Raw genomic sequence first — 17,548 nt, forward strand, 5'->3', positions numbered from 1 at the left:
AGGCCGCGCCCGCTCAGGGCTGTGCCGCGACGCCGGCGACCGCGGGGCGGCGGCGCGGCACGCCGAGCCGGACGGAGGCCCGAGGACGGGCAGCACGCAGCGCCGGCGCCGGTCACCGGCGGACGGCACGGATTCGCCACCGGGCGACGCGACACCGCCACGAGGCGGCCTCGGCCCGCGCGGCCACGGCGTGGCCGGCGCGGCCGCCCACGCGTACATCGGCAGCGTCCCAAGGCCGGGTGCCTCTCGGCCGTCGCGAGCCCAGGCGGGTGCGGACTCAGCCGGCGAGAATCGGGCTCGGCGGCCCGCGCCGGGTGACTCCCTCGGCGACCATCAGGCCACCGCACGGATGGACGTCGAACGCCGGCACCGCTCGCCGCGGCGGCGTCAGAACCTCGCCGGTCAGCATCACGAGCAGGCGGACCAGGGGGATCCGCACACCGCACAGGCGGATCATGAGCCACAACGCGCTCTCGCCGCGGTACACCCACCATCCGGTCAGCAGTGCGACCACCAGGTGGATCAGCACCATGCCGATGCCCGAATGAGCGTGACCGCCGAACCCGGCCTCGGCGGGAACCGGGGCTCCGGCCCCGAAGATCTGATGGAGCGCGACCTGCGAGCAGACGGTCGCGGCGAGGATCTCACCAGGTCCGCGTTCGCGGCCGCTGAGGACGTAGGCCAGCGCCGTCACGCCGAGCACGCCGGCGAACAGCAACGGCGCGGGGATCGGCCCGCCCCCGGCGAAGACGTGCCCGCCCGCCGAAACCGCGATGCACACGGCGCCGAAGACCAGCGCTCGTGGCAGTCGTAACACCGACTCCCTGCGGGACACAGTGCACATCCTTACAGGCGTCCACACCCGCTGAAAAGCCCCAGAAACCCTTAGTGCGCGAGGGCACTCCATAGCGCCCGTCGTCCACCAGAACAGGCGTGAGACCCCGGTGAAATCGACAGAAGGCGCGGGCGGGTGTGGGGGCCGCGGGCACCGTTGTCACGATCGCGGTCAGTAGGAGCGGGGCAGTCCGAGGACGTGCTGTCCGAGGAAGGCCAGGATCAAGTTGTTGTTGACGGGGGCGACCTGGTAGAGGCGGGTCTCGCGGAACTTGCGCTCGACGTCCCAGGTGTCCACGAATCCGTTGCCGCCGTGGATGTCCAGGCAGACGTTGGCCGCCTGCCAGCTGGCCTCGCTGGCCAGGAACTTGGCCGTGTTCGCCTCGGCTCCGCTGTGCCGCCCGCTGTCGAACAGGGCGGCCGCGCGGGTGCGCATCTGGTCCGCCGCGGCGACCTGGGTGTAGGCGCGGGCCAGCGGGAACTGCACGCCCTGGTCGGCGCCGATGGGGTGACCGAAGACGTCACGCCGCCTGGCGTACGCGATCGCCCGGTCGAGGAACCAGTACCCGTCGCCGATGGCCTCGGAGGCCAGCAGGATGCGTTCGGCGTTCCAGCCGTCGATGACGTAGCGGAATCCGTGCCCCTCCTCGCCGATCAGGCTGTCGGCGGGGATCCGCATCCCCTTGTACCAGACCTGGTTGGTGGCGTAGTTGAACATGGTGCGGACCGGTTCGACGACCAGCGTGCCGGGCTGCTCCCGCCGGACCTGACGCAGGTCGACGAGAAAGAGACTGATGCCCTCGGTCCGTTCGGCGGGCTCCTCCGCGAGCGGACGAGTGCGGGCCAGCAGCATCAGAAGGTCCGACTGGGCGATCCGGCTGGTCCAGTTCTTGTGGCCGGTCACCACGTAGTCCTCGCCGTCGCGCACCGCCATGGTGCGGATCCGGGTGGTGTTGGATCCGGCCTCGGGCTCGGTGATGGAGAACGCCTGCAGCCGCAGCGCGCCGGTCGCGATCGCGGGCAGATGGCGCCGTCTCTGCTCCTCGCCGCCGTGCCGCAGCAACGGCGCCATCGTGTACATCTGGGCGTGGCAGGCGGCGGAGTGGCCGCCGGAACGGTTGATCTCCTGCAGGATGATGCCTCCCTCGGTGACCCCCATCCCCAGCCCGCCGTACTCCTTCGGAATGAGGACCGACAGGTACCCGGCCTCGGTGAGGGCGCGGACGAACTCCTCCGGATAGGCCCGCTCGCGATCGCGGGCGCGCCAGTACTCGTCGCCGAAACGCTCACAGAGCTCGCGCACCTCCGCGGACAGCCGCTGGTGGGCCGCGTCGGTGTCGTGAATGGCGATATCGTTCACGCCCGATCCCCTCCTCGATCGGGCGTGCAGAGCCACGATCGGACTCTCATGGCCCCTGTACCGCGCGCCGTGCTCGCTCGTCCCACACCGGCCGCACGGCGGTCACGTCGGGCCCGTGGCCACGCCGGTAGATCATCATGGTGCGCTCGAAGATGATGACGATCTCGCCACGCTGGTTGAAGCCGATGGTGCGGACGGTCACGATGCCCACCTCGCGGCGGGAGCGCGACTCCCGGACGGACAGCACCTCCGACTGCGAGTAGATCGTGTCGCCCTCGAACACCGGGTTCGGCAGCCGCACCCTGTCCCAGCCGAGGTTCGCCATCACGTGTTGCGAGACGTCCGTGACGCTCTGCCCGGTGACCAGGGCCAGCGTGAACGTCGAGTCCACCAGGCGCCGGCCGAACCCGGTCTGGGCCGCGTAGTGCGCGTCGAAGTGCACCGGCATGGTGTTCTGGGTCAGGAGGGCCTGCCATACGTTGTCGGTGGCGGTCACTGTCCGCCCCAGCGGATGCCGGTACATGTCGCCCACGGAGAAGTCCTCGAAGTAGCGGCCCGGCCACGAGACCCGCTCTGCCGATTCGGTGGTCATCGCGACCTCCTCTTCGGTCGGCTTCCTTCCCAGTCTGCTACCCCGGGAGTTTCGAGACGACACTCAGGCGGTTCGCCGGTCGTCACGGTGCGCGTTCGCGTGTTGCTGTGAGAGGTGCATTCGCGAGATCCTGGTACCTGAATCCCGCTAACGTGGGCCATATGGCGGTAGATCGACGTGGAGGTGCGGGGTTGGCCGACGACGGGCAGGTGGGAGTCAATCTCAGGACGAACGTGCCGCACTCGGCGCGCGTCTATGACTACCTCCTGGGTGGCAAGGACAACTTCGAGGCCGACCGCACGGCGGCCGAGGACGTCATCAAGATCGCGCCGTACATGCCGACGTCCGTGCGCGCCAACCGCGACTTCATGGTCAGGGTGACCCGCTACCTGGCGGCCGAGCGTGGCGTCGACCAGTTCATCGACATCGGAACCGGGCTGCCCACCTCGCCCAACCTGCACCAGGTGGCCCAGGAGGCCGATCCTGCCGCGCGCGTCATCTACGTGGACAACGACCCGCTCGTGCTCGTGCACGCCCGCGCCCTGCTCACCAGCACCCCGGAGGGCAGGACCCGCTACATCCAGGCGGACCTGAACGACCCGGACGCCATCATCGACTCCCCTGAGGTCCGCGAGACCTTCGACTTCAGCCGTCCCGTCGCGCTGTGCCTGATCGCCGTGGTGCACTTCATCCATGACGAGGACGAGGTGCGCTCGATCATCGAACGCCTGATGAAGCCGCTGCCCGCGGGCAGTTTCCTGACCCTGTCGACCATCGCGCTCGACAGCGCGCCCGGCAAACTGGTGAGCGAGGCCGTCGCCCAGTACAACCGCCGCGGCATCATGTCCAAGGCCCGCACCAGAGCCCAGATCGAGGAGTTCTTCACCGGGTTCGAACTGATCGAGCCGGGCGTGGTGCCGGTACACCGATGGCGGCCGGACGACAGGGCGCTCCTCGTGAGGGACTCCATGGTCTCGATGTACGGCGGGCTGGCCGTCAAAGCCTGACCGGCTCCCTCGCCCGGCCTGACCCGCGACCCCGGAACATCCCGCCCACGACTCGCGCCCAGGTCGAGCAGGGCTCAGTGTCCGGGCACGGGCGACGGGGAGGGGTCGCCAGTGGTGCGGCGGCGGATGAGCAGGGATACCGCACCGCCGGCGGCGATCGTCAGTCCGACCGCGAGGTACGCGCCGTCGAAGGCTCCGGTGGTGTAGATCGGCTGGCCGCCGGCCACGCGGGCGATGTTGCTGTTCATGACGACGAACACCACCGGGGTGACGATCGACGCGATGAGCGTGCGGCTGACCTCGACGATGCTGGAGCTGATCACCTGCCGCTCCGGCGGCACGGACTCGATCACGAGGTTCGGGATCGCGGCGGAGCCCACGCCCAGGCCGAGAGCGGCGATCGTGGTCGCCACCATCAGCATGGCGTAGTCCGCCTTGAACAGCGCCGAGGCGATCGTCCCGAGGATCAGCACGCCGGAGGCGATGATCAGATGCCGGCGGGCTCCCTGCCTGGCCGTCAGGCCCACCAGCAGGCCGCCGACGACCAGGCCGGCCCCGGAGGCCATCCCGAACAGCGCGTAGCCGGTGGCGGTCAGGCCGAATCCGTAGCCGGCGCCGATCTCGCGCGGTGTCATCGCCAGGATCGGCAGGACCAGGGTGATCGACGCGCCCGCCCCGTACACCAGGCCGCCGCCCGCCACGATCGGCAGCAGGCTGCGGCTGCCCAGCAGTCGCAGGTCGATCAGCGGCTGGGCGACCCGCCGCGCCTGGAACACCCAGCACACGACCAGCGCCAGACCGGCCAGGACCAGCGCCACCACCGGCAGGGACAGGAACCCGAGTTCCGGCGCGATGCTCACCCCGAGCAGGATCGCCGCGACACCGAAGCCCAGCAGCGCGGCTCCGGCGAAGTCGGGCCGGGACTCGGAGACCCGGACGCCGCTCTCCGGGACCACGGCCGCGGACAGCGCCAGCAGCACCGTGGTCAGCACGGCGAGGAACCAGAAGACGCCGCCGACGCCGTAGCCATCGATCAGCCAGCCTGCCAGGAACGGCTGCCCGATGACGATGAGCCCGGTGCCCGTGACCGTGACGCTGACCGCGAAGGTCACCAACCTCGGCGGAAAGAGATCTCTGATCAGCGAGTAGCACAGGAACACCAGCGCGAACGCGGCGCCCTGCATTGCCCGGCCGACCGCGAACAGCAGGAAGGAGGGCGCGAGCGCGGAGACCACCGATCCGATCGTGGTGCAGCCCAGCACGATGAGCAGGACCTTCTTCTTCCCCACGATGTCGGCGATCTTGCCGATCAGCGGCATGGCGACCGCCGCCGCCAGGAAGGCGGCGGTGAGCGTCCAGCTCGCCTGGGTCGTCCGGTACTCCCCGCTGATCGCGGGCAGCGCCGTACCGGCGAGGCTCATCGACACCGGAATGACCTCGGAGACGAGCACCAGGACGATCAGCCGCCCGACCCAGCGGGCCGACCATCGTTCGTCGGGACCGCCGGCACGCGCGCCCGTGTGCCCACCGGCCACGTGGTTCGTGGTCATCGCTCCCCCGCACTGCCAAGTAGACCCAGGTGAGGTCGCGCGCCAGGACGTTCTCGTCGATCTCGTAGCCGGCGGCGACCGGGGAAGCGGATGGGCATGCCAGATCCTTTCGGGGGGTGGGCCAGGAGTGCTGAGGTGACGCTAGGAAACGGCAGGTGCCCCCGCATCGCGGATCCCGTTCATCGGGACGGCTCCCACCACCGCCGCCTGGCGGCCGTCGCCGCGCGGCGGCGTGACCAGGTCGCGTGAGAACGAACTCGCGCGAGCCGTCGTGATCGTCAGGCGCCGGGCAGGGCGTGCTCCAGCAGGGCGATCACCTCGCCGGCGACGATTCCGTAGAACGGGTTGCCGAACGCCGTCACCGCCATCGCCACCGCGTCCGGCAGGCGGTTGACCTGCCTGATGTTGTCCGGCAGCACCACGAACACGCCGATCACGATGAGGAACCCGGCCACCGACTGCAGCGGCACCCACCGTCCCATCCGCTCCACCAGCCCGAACGCCGAGATGGCCGTCATCAGAGCGAGGAAGAGCACCGCCGAGAAGACCGGCATCTCCGTGGCCGCCGTCGCCGACGGGGTGGGCTCCAGCGGAGCGCCGCCGAACAGACCCGCGGCCAGGCTCGCCACGCCGTCGACGAGGAACACCTCGTTCAGCTTCGGCCGGGTTCCGGCCAGCTCGGAGTTGACCGTGTCGTAGGAGACCACCGTGCCGACGCGCAACGCGAACAACGACAGCGCCCCCACCAGCACGGGCCGTGACACCATCTCGCGCCATTCGAACGGGATCAGCCGCGGCTTCTCCACCTTGGGAGCTTCCGCTTCCTCCGGTTCGTCGCCCAGCCGCGGCCCGAGAAAGCGGGCGACCAGCGCGCCGGCCGCGATGGCCGCGACCACGGTGACCGCCAGGTCGTCGGTGAGCAGGAACGCCGACACCCCGGCCACGGTCGAGGCGATGCCGGTGGCCCTCCTGTCGCGGATGTAGTCGACCCCGGCCGCGGCCAGCATGATGCCCACCCCGGCGACGGCCCCGGCGATCACGCCCTTGTCGAACAGCTCGATGAGCGGTTCGTACAGCCCGAGCAGGCCGAGCACGGCGGTGGGCACCGCCGACAGGACCACGACCCAGTAGATCTGCGGCGTCCGCTTCACGCTCTGGGTCGCCACGGCCACGGACTCGACGGTGAAGTTCAGCGGCGTGACGACCCGGGTCACCGCCGTCAGGATCGCCGCGAGGGCGAACCCGATCGCCATCGCCCGGGCCCTGTACCCCCTGTGTACGGCGTACAGGCCCTCGCCGAGGCCGTCCGCACACATGCCGAGCGCGGCGAGGACGGCGGAGAACACTACCCGCCGTCGCCCTCACCGGTCCGGTCGTCGATCTCGCGCGCCCGCGGGGTCTGCGGCGCGCCGCTCCTGGTCCGTCCCAGCTTGCCCGCCTTGACCGACGCGGCCAGCACGTCGCAGATCAGCCGCACCCCGAGCAGCGATGTCACGTCCGAGCTGTCATACGGCGGCGACACCTCCACGACCTCCATGCCGAGCAGACCTTCGGCGGCGAAGCGGCGCACCAGCTTGAGCGCCTCGCGCGGGTAGAGCCCGCCGGGCTCGGGCCAGCCGGTGCCGGGCGCGAACCCGGGGTCGATGGCGTCGATGTCGAACGACAGGAACACGCCCTGCGCGCCGTTGCTCCAGGCCACCTCCAGCGCCAGGTCGGCGACCGCGTCCAGGCCGTGTTCCTCCAGGTCCTCGACGGTGATCACCACCGAGCCGCCCTCGCGTGCCTCCAGCACGCCGGGCCTTGGCACCTGCCAGCCGCCGATGCCGATCTGCACGAGGTTGCCCATGTCGAAATGCAGTTCGTGGGCCGCCCAGTACCACGGGGTGGTGTGCATGCGTTCGTCGAGGTCGCGTTTCTGGGTGTCCAGGTGGCGGTCGAAGTGAATGACGCCGATCTTGCGGCCGAACGCGTTCATGACCCCTCTGGCGGTGGGGAACCCGATCGAGTGGTCGCCGCCGAGGATGACCGGGAAGACGCCGTGGGACACGATGTGCTCGATGCCCTTGGTGATCTGGTCGAAGGCCTTCTCGATGTTCGCCGGGGTGATGAAGATGTCGCCCACGTCGACGATGTCGAGTTGTTCGCGCAGGTCCACGCCGTGCTCGTAGTAGTACGGCGAATAGAGGGAGGAGATGCTGCGCATGCCCTCCGGCCCGAAACGGGGTCCGGGGCGATAGGTGGTGCCGGTGTCGAGCGGCACGCCGACCACCGCGACCTCGTGCTCGCCGACCAGGGTGACGTCCTCCAGGTACGGGGCCTTGAGAAACGTCTTGATGCCCGAGAAATGCGGTATCTCGCCGCGCTGGAACGTCGAGGCCAGTTCCTTGTCCTGGATGGAGTCCGCCGGCGGCAGGCCCAGACGGTGTATGCGCCGGAGCTCCTCCTGGTATTTGCGGTCGGTCAACTCGCCCTCAAGGCGCTTGGCCCGCTCGCCGATCAGGTCTTCCGGATCGATGCCCATGAGCTGTTCTTGCGCGTGGCCCGGACAAGCGCACCGCGCGGGAACGCCCGCATCACGGAAAGGATCTACCTACGCCATGGGACGTCACACCGTCGGACGAGCCGATCGGTTCAGGGCGGCGATGACGTCGTCGGCGGCGGTATAGAGGTCGACCTCGCCGGCGAGCAGCCGCCGCGCCAGCGCGTCGAGGCGGTCGTCGTGCGGGCCGGCGAATCGTGAGCGAAGCCGCGCCAGAGCGGCGCTCTCGATCTCCTCGCGTGCCCGGGTCAGCCGGCGGCGGTGGTCCTCGCCGGACTCCTCCAGGTGGGCCAGGTGCTTGTCCAGTGCGGTCAGCAGGTCGCCGGCGCCGTCGCCTCGGGTGGCGACCGTGGTCACTATCGGAGGCCGCCATGGCCCCTTCGCCACGCTCGTCATCGTGCGCAGTTCGCGGACGGTCGCCTGGGCGCCTTCGTGGTCGGCCTTGTTGACCACGAAGACGTCGGCGATCTCCAGGATGCCCGCCTTGGCCGCCTGGACGTCGTCTCCCATTCCCGGGGCGAGCAGCACGACGGTGGTGTCGGCGAGCCTGGCGATGTCGACCTCGATCTGCCCGATGCCGACCGTCTCCAGCAGGATCACGTCACATCCGGCCGCCGCCAGCACCCGCAGCGCCTGGGGGGCGGCCCAGGCCAGCCCGCCCAGATGTCCCCGGCTGGACATGCTGCGGATGAAGACGTCCGGATCGGTGGCGTGGCCTCGCATGCGCACGCGGTCGCCGAGGAGCGCACCGCCGGTGAACGGGCTGGAGGGATCGACGGCGAGCACGCCCACCCGGTGGCCACGCCCGCGCAACGCCGCGATGAGCATGTTCGTGGTGGTGGACTTCCCCACACCCGGCGCGCCGGTCAGGCCGATCACCCGTGCGCCGCACGGCCCGCCCGCGCCGGTCGCCAACCGGGCCATGACCTGACGCAGCACCCCGTCCCGGCCGGGGACCGCAGCGGCGTCCTCGACCAGCGAGATCAGCCGCGCCACCGCGCGCGGGCTGCCCCGCCGCACCGCGTCGGCGAGCTCCTGGACATCCACGTTCCGCTCGGACGGCACCGGCGACCTCCCGCAAGCCTCAATCGTCCAGTAGCTGCATTCGGTCCGGCGCGTAGCGTTCGCCCATGACGGCGCCGGCGGGGACGGCGCCGGCGGCCGCCGCGATGTCCGCGGCGGTGAGCGTGACCGTGGCCGCCGCCAGGTTCTCCTCGAGGTGGGCGCGCGTGGTCGCCCCCTGGATCGGCACCACGTCGTCGCCCTGGGCGAGCAGCCAGGCCAGCGCGAGCTGGGCCGGTGTGATCTGCAGCCGGGTCGCCTGCTCGGTCAGGGCGTCGACGATCGCGAGGTTGTGCCGCAGGTTCGCCTCGGCGAAGCGGGGCTGGGCCACCCGGCGGAAGTCGTCGCCGTCGAAGTCGCCGACCGACCGGTACTTGCCGGTGAGGAAGCCGCGGCCGAGGGGCGAGTAGGGCACTATCCCGATGCCCAGCTCGCGGCACGGCCCGAGCTGGTCGTCCTCGATGTCGCGCGACCACAGCGACCATTCGTTCTGCAGCGTGGTGATCGGGTGTACCGCGTGGGCGCGCCGGATCGTCTCGGGGGACGCCTCCGAGAGCCCGATGCAGCGCACCTTGCCCTCGGCGACGAGTTCGGCGAGCGCGCCGACGGTGTCCTCGATCGGCACCGCCGGATCTACGCGATGCTGCTGGTAGAGGTCGATGTGGTCGACGCCGAGGCGTCGCAGCGACGCCTCGCAGGCCGAGCGGACGTAGTCGGGCCGGCCGCAGACGCCGGTCGTCTGGCCGCCGCGCCGCACCACGCCGAACTTGGTGGCGAGCACGACCTGGTCGCGGCGGCCGGCGATCGCCCGGCCGACCAGCTCCTCGTTCGAGCCCGAGCCGTACGCGTCGGCGGTGTCGAGCAGGGTCACGCCGAGGTCCAGCGCGCGGTGGATGGTGGCGAGGGACTCGGAGGCGTCGTGGGCGCCGTAGTAGTCGCTCATCGCCATGCATCCCAGGCCGAGGGCGCTGACCTCGAGCGGGCCGAGACGCCGGAGCGGCATTGTCATGTCGAGGCCTTTCCGCTCAGCGTCGTGGCCGGGTCCGACAGCGGCGCGGTGATCGGTGCGTACAGCTCCGGCCTGCGGTCGCGGAACAGGGTCAGGTAGCGGCGCTGCGCCGAGAGCTGCTCGGCCACCAGGGTGGCGCGGATGCCCTCCTCGCGGTCGCTGCCCGAAGCGGCGAGGGTGCTGCCGTCGGGGGCCGCGATCGCGCTGTGCCCGAAGAAGACCTGGCCGTCGTCGGTGCCGGTCCGGTTGCAGCCGGCGAAGAACAGCGCGTTCTCCATCGCCCGGGTCGCGCAGCGGGCGATGATGCTGCCTTCCGGCACCCGGCCCGGCTGCACCGCGGCCGCCCACAGCGACAGGATGATCTCGGCGCCGTCGAGCGCCTGGACGCGGGCCAGTTCGGGGAACCGGACGTCGTAGCACAGCTGGAGCCCGATCCTGCCGAGCGAGGTGGGGTAGGTGGCGACGCGGTCGCCGGGCACGTAGTACTCCTTCTCGTCCCGGCAGGCGTGCACCTTGTGCTGCACGCCGACGAGCGCGCCGCTCGGATCGATCAGCACGGCGGCGTTGTACAACAGTTCGGGGATCCGCGGGTGCCGCTGCGAGATCCCGGCCACCACGTGCGCTCCGGACCGCCGGGCCGCGTCGGCCAGCCGCTCGGTGGTCGGGCCGGGGATCGTCTCGGACGCGGCGTACAGGCGGCGGGCGTAGTCGTCGTCGCGCGCGGACCGCACGTACCCGGTGTTGCTCAGCTCGGGGAAGACCACCAGCTCGGCGCCGTGCCGGTCCGCTTCGGCGATCACCAGCTCGGCCATCCGCTCGGCGTTGCGCTCCGGCGCGAGCATCTCACTGCTGAACTGCACGAGCGAGAGCTGTACTTTCTCCTTCACGGCACCCCCTTCTCCGCCAAACCATATCGCGATACCTTCGTTTCATCTAGTGGTCTACCCAGAGGAGGCGCCGATGCGGCCAGAAGAGGCGGTGCGTGCCTCGGCCGGCACCTTGGTCGCGGCATATCGCAGCGGCCGGACGAGCCCCGTCGAGGTGACGCGGGCCGTGCTCGATCGCATCGGACGCGACAACCCGGCGCTGCGCGCCTACTGCCTGGTGGACGAGCACCGTGCTCTGGCCCAGGCCGAGGCGTCCCACCGGCGGTGGCGGCGCGGCGAGGCCCTCGGCCCGCTGGACGGGGTGCCGACCTCGATCAAGGACCTGTTCCTCACCGCCGGCTGGCCGACCCGGCGCGGCTCACAGCGCGTCGACGCCGACCAGCCGTGGACGGTGGACAGCCCGGTCGCGGCGCGGTTGCGCGAGGCGGGCGCCGTGCTGCTCGGGAAGACCACCACCCCGGAGTTCGGCTGGAAGGCGGTCACCGACAACCCCATCGACGGGGTGACCAGGAACCCGATCGATCCCCGCCTGACCGCGGGGGGATCCAGCGGCGGCAGCGGCGCCGCCCTCGCCGCCGGGATGGGGGCGCTCTCGGTGGCGACCGACGCCGCCGGGTCGACCCGCATCCCCGCCGCGTTCTGCGGGGTCGTCGGCCTGAAGCCCACCTACGGACGCATCCCCCTCTACCCGGGCAGCGACCTCGGGTGGCTCGGGTGCGCGGGGCCGATGGCGCGAACCGTCGGCGACGTCGCGGCCCTTCTCGACGTGCTGGCCGGCCCGGACGACCGCGACCCGAACGCGATGCCGCCGCCCACCGGCTCCTACCGCGCCGGGATGCGGCGTCCGGTGCGCGGGCTGCGCGCCGCCTACTCCCCCACGCTGGGGTACGCCGAGGTCGACCCTGAGGTCGCGAAGGTGGTCGAGACCGCGGTGGCCGCCCTGGGCGACGCCGGCGTGCTGGTCCAGGCGGCCGATCCGCCGTTCTCCGACCCGCTGGACGTCTTCACCGTGCTGTGGTCGACCGGCATGGCGCCACTGCTGCGTTCGCAACTGGGCGGTTCGCCGCACGGCATCGACCCGGGCCTGGCGGAGCTGATCGAGCAGGGCTCCCGTTACTCGGTCACCGACCATCTCGCCGCGCGCCGGGCCGCGCTCGACATCGGTACCGCGATGGGCGCGTTCCACCGCGATCACGACGTGCTGCTCACCCCGACGGTGCCGATCGAGCCGTTCGCGGCCGGTCACGACGTGCCGCCGGGGAGCTCCGCGCGCAGTTGGCTGGAGTGGACGCCCTTCACGTTGCCGTTCAGCCTGTCACAGCAACCGGCGCTGAGCGTGCCGGCCGGCGTGACGTCCCGCGGCCTGCCGGTGGGGTTGCAGATCGTCGGGGCCCGGCACGCCGAGGACCTGGTGCTCGCCGTCGGCGCCGCGGTCGAGCAGGCGCTCGGGTCCACGGCGGGCCCGGCCGGTCATTGTGCCTGAGCGGGCTTCCCAGTATCGTTCTGCGAAACAGACAAACTGCACAATGAAACGAGGGGACTGTTCTGGACATCGCGTACCTCCTTCGTAGAGCCGCCCGGATGTACCAGGATGTGCTCGCGGTCGACGACGGCCGGACCGCACGCACGCACGCGGAGCTCATCGCCCGAGGCGAACGCCTGGCGAACGGGCTGGACCGCGTGGGCATCCCACCTGGCGCGGCGGTCGGCATCCTGTCCGGGAACCGCACGGAATACGTGGAGGCGGACGTCGCCCTGGCACTCGGGCGGCGGGTGCGAGTCGCGCTCAACGCGCGGCTGCACCTGGACGACTTCCGCTACATGGCCGCGGACGCCGGTCTGGCCGCGCTGTTCTACTCGGCCGAGTTCGAGGAGCACGCCGCGGTGCTGGCCGAGGAGTCCGGCGTGCTGCCCATCGCCTTCGACGCCGTCGCCGACGGACCGGGCGAAGGACACAGCATCGAGTCACTCGCCGCGGACGCGCCGGGGGACGCCCGGGTCCGCGACACCGACCCCGAGGGCGTCGCCTGGATCTCCTACACCTCGGGCACCACCGGCCGGCCCAAGGGGGTCGTGCTCTCGCACCAGGCGATCCGGGAGGTCGCGCTCAACCTGCTGCTGGAGCTCGGCCCGGTCGTCCCCGGGGAGCAGATCGTGCTCACCCAACCCATCTCCCACGGCGCCGGGTACTTCGTGCTGCCGTACCTGATGTCCGGCGCGGGCGTGTATGTCATGCGGCATTTCGACCCCGAGCAGGTGTGGCGCCTCTCGCGCAACCCGGCCATGCGCACCTTGAAGGCCGTGCCCACCATGCTCGAGGCCATCCTCGCCGCCGAGCCGGCCGCCGGCCGCGCCGCGGACTGGGGCTTCGAGTCCATCGTGTACGGCGCGTCCGGCATCGCCCCCGCGCTGCTGAACCTCGCGGTGGAGCGCTTCGGCCCCACGCTGGTGCAGGACTACGGCCAGTCCGAGGCGCCGGTCACCATCACCTGCCTGCAGAAGCGCGATCACCTCGATCCGTCGGCGCGGCTGTCGGCCGGCCGGCCGTGGCGCAGCGTCGCGGTGGAGGTCCGCGACGGCGACGGAGCCCCGGTGGGCCCCGGCGAACTGGGCGAGGTCTACGTGCGGGGCAGGCATCTGATGACCGGCTATCACGGAAAGCCGGCCGAGACCGGCGAGGTGCTGCGCGACGGCTGGCTGCGCACCAAGGACCTCGCGGTCACCGACGAGCGTGGCTTCGTGTTCCTGCGCGGGCGCCGCGACGAAATGATCAACACCGGAGGGTTCAACGTGGCGCCTCGTGAGGTCGAGGACGTGCTGGCGACCTTCAGGAACGTGGAGGAGGTCGTGGTGCTGGGCATGCCGGACGAGCGCTGGGGGGACGCGGTGACCGCGGTGGTGCGCCCGGCCGCGGGCACCCGGCTCGACGTCGAGGAACTGCTGGCGTTCGCCCGGCCGCGCCTGGGGATCCGCGTGCCCAGGCGCGTGGCGGTCTGGTCGCGGATTCCGCGCAACGCCTACGGCAAGGTGGACCGCAATGCCATCCGCGCGGCCCTGGAGGGGTCCGGCCAGTCGGCGGAGTCGGTCCATGGCTGAGGACGTGGTGGTCGCCGGCGTGGGCATGCACCCCTTCGGCCGGTATCCCGACCGGTCCCTGAAGGACCTGGCCCGGGTGGCCGGGTTGCGTGCGCTGCTCGACGCCGGCATCGGGCCGCGGCGCGTGCGGATGGTGTACTCGTCCAACGCGATGGCCGGCATGTTGCAGGGCCAGGAGATGGTGCGCGGGCAGACCGTGCTGCGCGAGATCGGGATCGAGGGCGTGCCGGTCGTCAACGTCGAGAACGCCTGCGCGGGTGGCTCGACCGCGTTCGCCCAGGCCGTCATGGCGATCCGGTCGGGCGCGGCCGACGTCGTGCTGGCGCTCGGCTTCGAGAAGATGTTCGTCGCCGACCGATCCCGGACGCTGGACGCGCTGGAGTCGGCCGCCGATCTCGACGTCGTCGCCGGTCTCGGCATCCAGTTCACCGCCGTGTACGGGCTGCGGCTGCGGCTGCGGCTGGCCGACGGGTCGATCACCCGGCGGGACCTGGCCGAGGTCTCGGTGAAGAGCCACGCGAACGGCGCCCGCAACCCGTACGCGCAGCACCAGGTGACCGTCACCGCGGAACAGGTGCTGGAGTCCCGGTGCATCGCGGATCCGCTGACCCTGCTGATGTGCAGTTCCATCTGCGACGGCGCGGCGGCCGTGGTGCTGGCCCGCAGCGGGGTGCTGTCGCAACCCGGGCGCCCGACGGTGCGCGTCCTGGCCTCGGCGTCCGGATCCGGCTTCACCCTGGACCCGGCCGGCGGCCCCTCGGGCGCGACCCTGTGCGCGGAGCGGGCCTACGAGCAGGCGGGAGTCGGACCCGGCGACGTGAACGTCGCCGAGGTGCACGACGCCATGGCGCCGGCCGAACTGCTCTACTCCGAGGCGCTGGGCTTCTGCCCTCCCGGCGACGGGGCCCGGTTCTTCCGCAGCGGCGCGACCGCCCTGGACGGCCGCCTGCCGATCAACCCCAGCGGCGGGCTGGCCTCGCGCGGGCATCCGGTCGGGGCCACCGGGCTGGCCCAGCTGGCCGAGCTGACCTGGCAGTTGCGGGGCGAGGCCGGCGAGCGGCAGGTCCGCCGTCCGCGCATCGCGCTGGCGCAGAACAGCGGCGGCTGGCTGGAGGGAGAGTCGGCCGCGGTCAACGTCCACCTTCTGGAACGGATGGAACCATGGATCTAGCAGCTGCACTCGACTGCGCCCCGACCGGCGAGCGTCCGCGATTCGATCTCGCGGCCGGCGCGCTGGTCGGGGGCCGCTGCGCGGACTGCGGCGGCACGGCGTGGCCGGCCCGCGCGGTGTGCCATCGCTGCGGTGGCGCGGACGTGCGGCTCGGCGCCTTCTCCCGTACCGGCACGCTGGTGAGCTGCACCCGCGTCATGGTCTCCCGCCCCGGGCTGGAGGCGCCGTACGTGCTGGGACAGGTGCGGGTCGACGACGGGCCGGTGGTGTTCGGCCAGATCCTCGGCCTGGACGATACGGAGATGGTGCCCTGCCCGGTCACCGTGCGGGTGGACGCGGCCCGGTACTGGTTCACCCCCGATCCGGGGCCGGACCGGCCGCAGGACGATGCGGGCTTGCACGCGCCGACCGACGAGCGGCAGAATTGAAACGACGGTATCGGTAAACGAAATGGGCGGCTACATGGACGATGGCAAGGCCGGCCTCGACGAGGTGGTGACCCGGGCCAACGACGGCGAGGTGCCGATCCGGCGCAGATATGGCAGCGGCGGATCCGCCGCGCTCGAACAGTGGGCCGGTGGGCTCGCCACGTCCCCCGGGCCGTACCGTCCCCGCTTCATGGTCTATTCCGGCCTCGGCACCCCGGACATGACCGCCCGGCGATTGGCGATCCTGCAGGAGCTCGGCGCCGAGTCGTTCCTGCTGGCCGCGGACCTGCCCTCTCAGCTCGGCTTCGATCCCGACCACGAGCTGGCGCACGCCCAGGTCGGCCGCGCCGGGGTCTCCTGCACGACGTTGGCGGACTTCGCCGAGATCTGCTCCGAGCTGGACCTCACCCGCGTGGACAGCGTCGGGCTGCTCGCCAACTCGATCGGGCACATCGGGCTCGGCATGGTGCACTGCGTGCTGGCCGACGCCGGAGCCGACCAGGTGCGCCTGGTGATGCAGAACGACCCGCTCAAGGAGTTCACCGCGCGGGGCACGGAGATCTTCACGCCCGAGCAGGCGGTGCGCATCGCCTGCGACTGCGTCGCCTTCGCCATCGACAACCGGTTGCCCGGCGCGGCGCTGACCGTGTGCTCGAACCACCTCGACGTCGCCGGCGCAGGCCCTGTCGTCGCGACCGCGATGGCCTTCGCCAACGCGCAGGTCTACCTGGACGAGCTGGTCGCGCGCGGCTACGCGGTGCGCGACGCGCTCGGCCACATGATGTTCTTCCTCAACGAGCGAAGCGACCTCTACGTCTCCGCGGCGCTGTTCCGCACCGCCCGGACGGTCTGGGCCGAGCTGGTCGAACAGCGCTACGGCCTGCCGGTGGGCGACCAGCCGGTGATGACCGTGATGGGCTACGCGCACGGGCTGGAGTCGGCGGACGAGCCGCTGGTCAACGTCCCCCGCATCACCCTGAGCGTGCTCGGGTCGATGCTCGGTGGCGTCGACTACCTGTGCGCCAGCGCCTACGACGAGGCGCTGCGCATCCCGTCCGCCGACGCGGCGGCGCTGGCGCTGCGCACCATGGAGGTGGTGGCCTACGAGCACGGCGCGATGGCCTCGGTGGACCCGCTCGCGGGCAGCCACAAGCTCGCCGAGCTGGACGAACGCGTCGCGGCGGGCATCAAGGCCGAACTCGAGCGCATCGACGAGCACGGCGGCGGGCTGGCCGCGTTGCACGACGGCTACATCAGCGCCCGCATCGACGAGCTGCGCGGCACCCGGCAACGCCAGCTGGCCGACGGCGAGCGGGTGATGGTGGGCGCCAACCTGCTGCGCAGCCCGCACGGACCGAAGCTGTTCAGCGGTCACAGCACCGGTGAGGTCGACTTCGCGCAGGTCGAGAAGACCGCTCGGGACCGGGTGGTCGCGCACCGCCGCGACCGCGATCAGCAGGCGGTTGTTTCGGCGTTGGACGGTGTGCGGGCCGCGGCGGCCACCACCGCGAACCTGGTCCCGCCGACCGTCGCGGCGCTGCGCGCGGGGGCCACCGGACAAGAGATCATCGAGGCCACCAGCCGGGGGTTCGCCCAGTGACCACTACTCGACCGATCCGCGTGGTGCTGGCCAAGGTTGGCCTCGACGGGCACGACGTGGGCGTGAACCTGATCGCCAAGGCGCTGATCAACGGCGGGTTCGAGGTGGTGTACCTGGGCAAGCGGGTACCCACCGACGACATCGTCGCGGCGGCCGTCGCGGAGGACGCCGACGTCATCGGCGTCAGCTGCCTCAGCGGCGGTCTCGGGCACTTCACCACCGCGCTGATCGGCAAGCTGCGGGCGAGCGACGCCGCCGACATTCCCGTGATCGCCGGCGGGATCGACGAACCGGGCGAGATCAGTAGGATGCTCGACGCGGGTGCGTACCGCTACTTTGGTCCTGGCTCTTCCACCGAGGACGTGGTAGCTGCCTTCGCCACGGCAGGACAGGACGGCAGGGGAGCGTGAACG

Annotated in this window: 16 protein-coding genes; 7 read left to right on the top strand and 9 right to left on the bottom strand. The window is 71.4% G+C overall.

What is annotated here, in order from left to right; translation table 11 throughout:
• Positions 1-277 precede the first annotated feature (277 nt).
• From BJ981_RS07830 to BJ981_RS07840, 3 genes are all read right to left on the bottom strand, one after another.
• Entirely contained in the window at positions 278-835 is a 558-nt protein-coding gene (locus BJ981_RS07830) for an MFS transporter (RefSeq protein WP_184609378.1), read from the bottom strand.
• Positions 836-1,006: 171 nt separating this feature from the next.
• The gene (locus tag BJ981_RS07835; protein ID WP_204070510.1) at positions 1,007-2,194 is read right to left on the bottom strand and encodes an acyl-CoA dehydrogenase family protein; all 1,188 of its coding nucleotides are present in this window, start codon (positions 2,192-2,194) and stop codon (positions 1,007-1,009) included.
• A gap of 46 nt (positions 2,195-2,240) precedes the next feature.
• Complete coding sequence (locus BJ981_RS07840) at positions 2,241-2,786, bottom strand: MaoC family dehydratase (protein WP_184609380.1); 546 nt, start codon at positions 2,784-2,786, stop codon at positions 2,241-2,243.
• Positions 2,787-2,995: 209 nt separating this feature from the next.
• Here BJ981_RS07840 and BJ981_RS07845 point away from each other — a divergent pair, with 209 nt between their 5' ends.
• Entirely contained in the window at positions 2,996-3,793 is a 798-nt protein-coding gene (locus tag BJ981_RS07845; protein WP_239139529.1) for an SAM-dependent methyltransferase, read from the top strand.
• A 74-nt stretch (positions 3,794-3,867) separates the two neighbouring features.
• Here the strand turns inward: BJ981_RS07845 and BJ981_RS07850 are convergent, their stop codons facing one another.
• From BJ981_RS07850 to BJ981_RS07875, 6 genes are all read right to left on the bottom strand, one after another.
• Entirely contained in the window at positions 3,868-5,343 is a 1,476-nt protein-coding gene (locus BJ981_RS07850; RefSeq protein ID WP_184609383.1) for an MFS transporter, read from the bottom strand.
• A gap of 278 nt (positions 5,344-5,621) precedes the next feature.
• On the bottom strand, positions 5,622-6,689 hold the full coding sequence (locus BJ981_RS07855; protein ID WP_184609385.1) for a solute carrier family 23 protein: 1,068 nt from the start codon (positions 6,687-6,689) through the stop codon (positions 5,622-5,624).
• Positions 6,689-7,864, bottom strand: coding sequence for an agmatinase family protein (locus BJ981_RS07860; protein WP_184609387.1), 1,176 nt, complete (start codon positions 7,862-7,864; stop codon positions 6,689-6,691). The genes BJ981_RS07855 and BJ981_RS07860 overlap by 1 nt, the downstream gene beginning before the upstream one ends.
• A gap of 84 nt (positions 7,865-7,948) precedes the next feature.
• The gene (gene meaB / locus BJ981_RS07865; RefSeq protein WP_184615786.1) at positions 7,949-8,929 is read right to left on the bottom strand and encodes a methylmalonyl Co-A mutase-associated GTPase MeaB; all 981 of its coding nucleotides are present in this window, start codon (positions 8,927-8,929) and stop codon (positions 7,949-7,951) included.
• A gap of 37 nt (positions 8,930-8,966) precedes the next feature.
• Positions 8,967-9,953: an aldo/keto reductase gene (locus BJ981_RS07870; protein ID WP_239139530.1), complete on the bottom strand. Its 987-nt coding sequence runs from the start codon at positions 9,951-9,953 to the stop codon at positions 8,967-8,969.
• Positions 9,950-10,840, bottom strand: coding sequence for a carbon-nitrogen hydrolase family protein (locus BJ981_RS07875; RefSeq protein WP_184609389.1), 891 nt, complete (start codon positions 10,838-10,840; stop codon positions 9,950-9,952). The genes BJ981_RS07870 and BJ981_RS07875 overlap by 4 nt, the downstream gene beginning before the upstream one ends.
• 73 nt (positions 10,841-10,913) lie before the next feature.
• Here BJ981_RS07875 and BJ981_RS07880 point away from each other — a divergent pair, with 73 nt between their 5' ends.
• The 6 genes from BJ981_RS07880 (at position 10,914) to BJ981_RS07905 (ending at position 17,545) form a co-directional block, all read left to right on the top strand.
• Complete coding sequence (locus BJ981_RS07880; protein WP_184609390.1) at positions 10,914-12,323, top strand: amidase; 1,410 nt, start codon at positions 10,914-10,916, stop codon at positions 12,321-12,323.
• 68 nt (positions 12,324-12,391) lie between these two features.
• Positions 12,392-13,936, top strand: coding sequence for an AMP-binding protein (locus BJ981_RS07885; protein WP_275422324.1), 1,545 nt, complete (start codon positions 12,392-12,394; stop codon positions 13,934-13,936).
• A complete protein-coding gene (locus BJ981_RS07890) occupies positions 13,929-15,107 on the top strand; it encodes a thiolase family protein (protein WP_184609394.1) in 1,179 nt (392 codons plus the stop codon). The genes BJ981_RS07885 and BJ981_RS07890 overlap by 8 nt, the downstream gene beginning before the upstream one ends.
• Positions 15,098-15,535, top strand: a complete 438-nt coding sequence (locus tag BJ981_RS07895) for a Zn-ribbon domain-containing OB-fold protein (protein WP_184609402.1) — start codon at positions 15,098-15,100, stop codon at positions 15,533-15,535. Before BJ981_RS07890 ends, BJ981_RS07895 begins: the two co-directional genes overlap by 10 nt.
• 34 nt (positions 15,536-15,569) lie before the next feature.
• Complete coding sequence (locus BJ981_RS07900) at positions 15,570-17,135, top strand: methylmalonyl-CoA mutase family protein (protein WP_184609404.1); 1,566 nt, start codon at positions 15,570-15,572, stop codon at positions 17,133-17,135.
• Positions 17,132-17,545 carry a cobalamin B12-binding domain-containing protein gene (locus BJ981_RS07905; RefSeq protein ID WP_184609405.1) on the top strand — a complete coding sequence of 138 codons (414 nt, stop codon included), beginning with the start codon at positions 17,132-17,134 and terminating at the stop codon, positions 17,543-17,545. The genes BJ981_RS07900 and BJ981_RS07905 overlap by 4 nt, the downstream gene beginning before the upstream one ends.
• The last annotated feature ends 3 nt before the right edge of the window (positions 17,546-17,548 follow it).

The sequence above is a fragment of the Sphaerisporangium krabiense genome, from assembly GCF_014200435.1.
Taxonomy (GTDB): domain Bacteria; phylum Actinomycetota; class Actinomycetes; order Streptosporangiales; family Streptosporangiaceae; genus Sphaerisporangium; species Sphaerisporangium krabiense.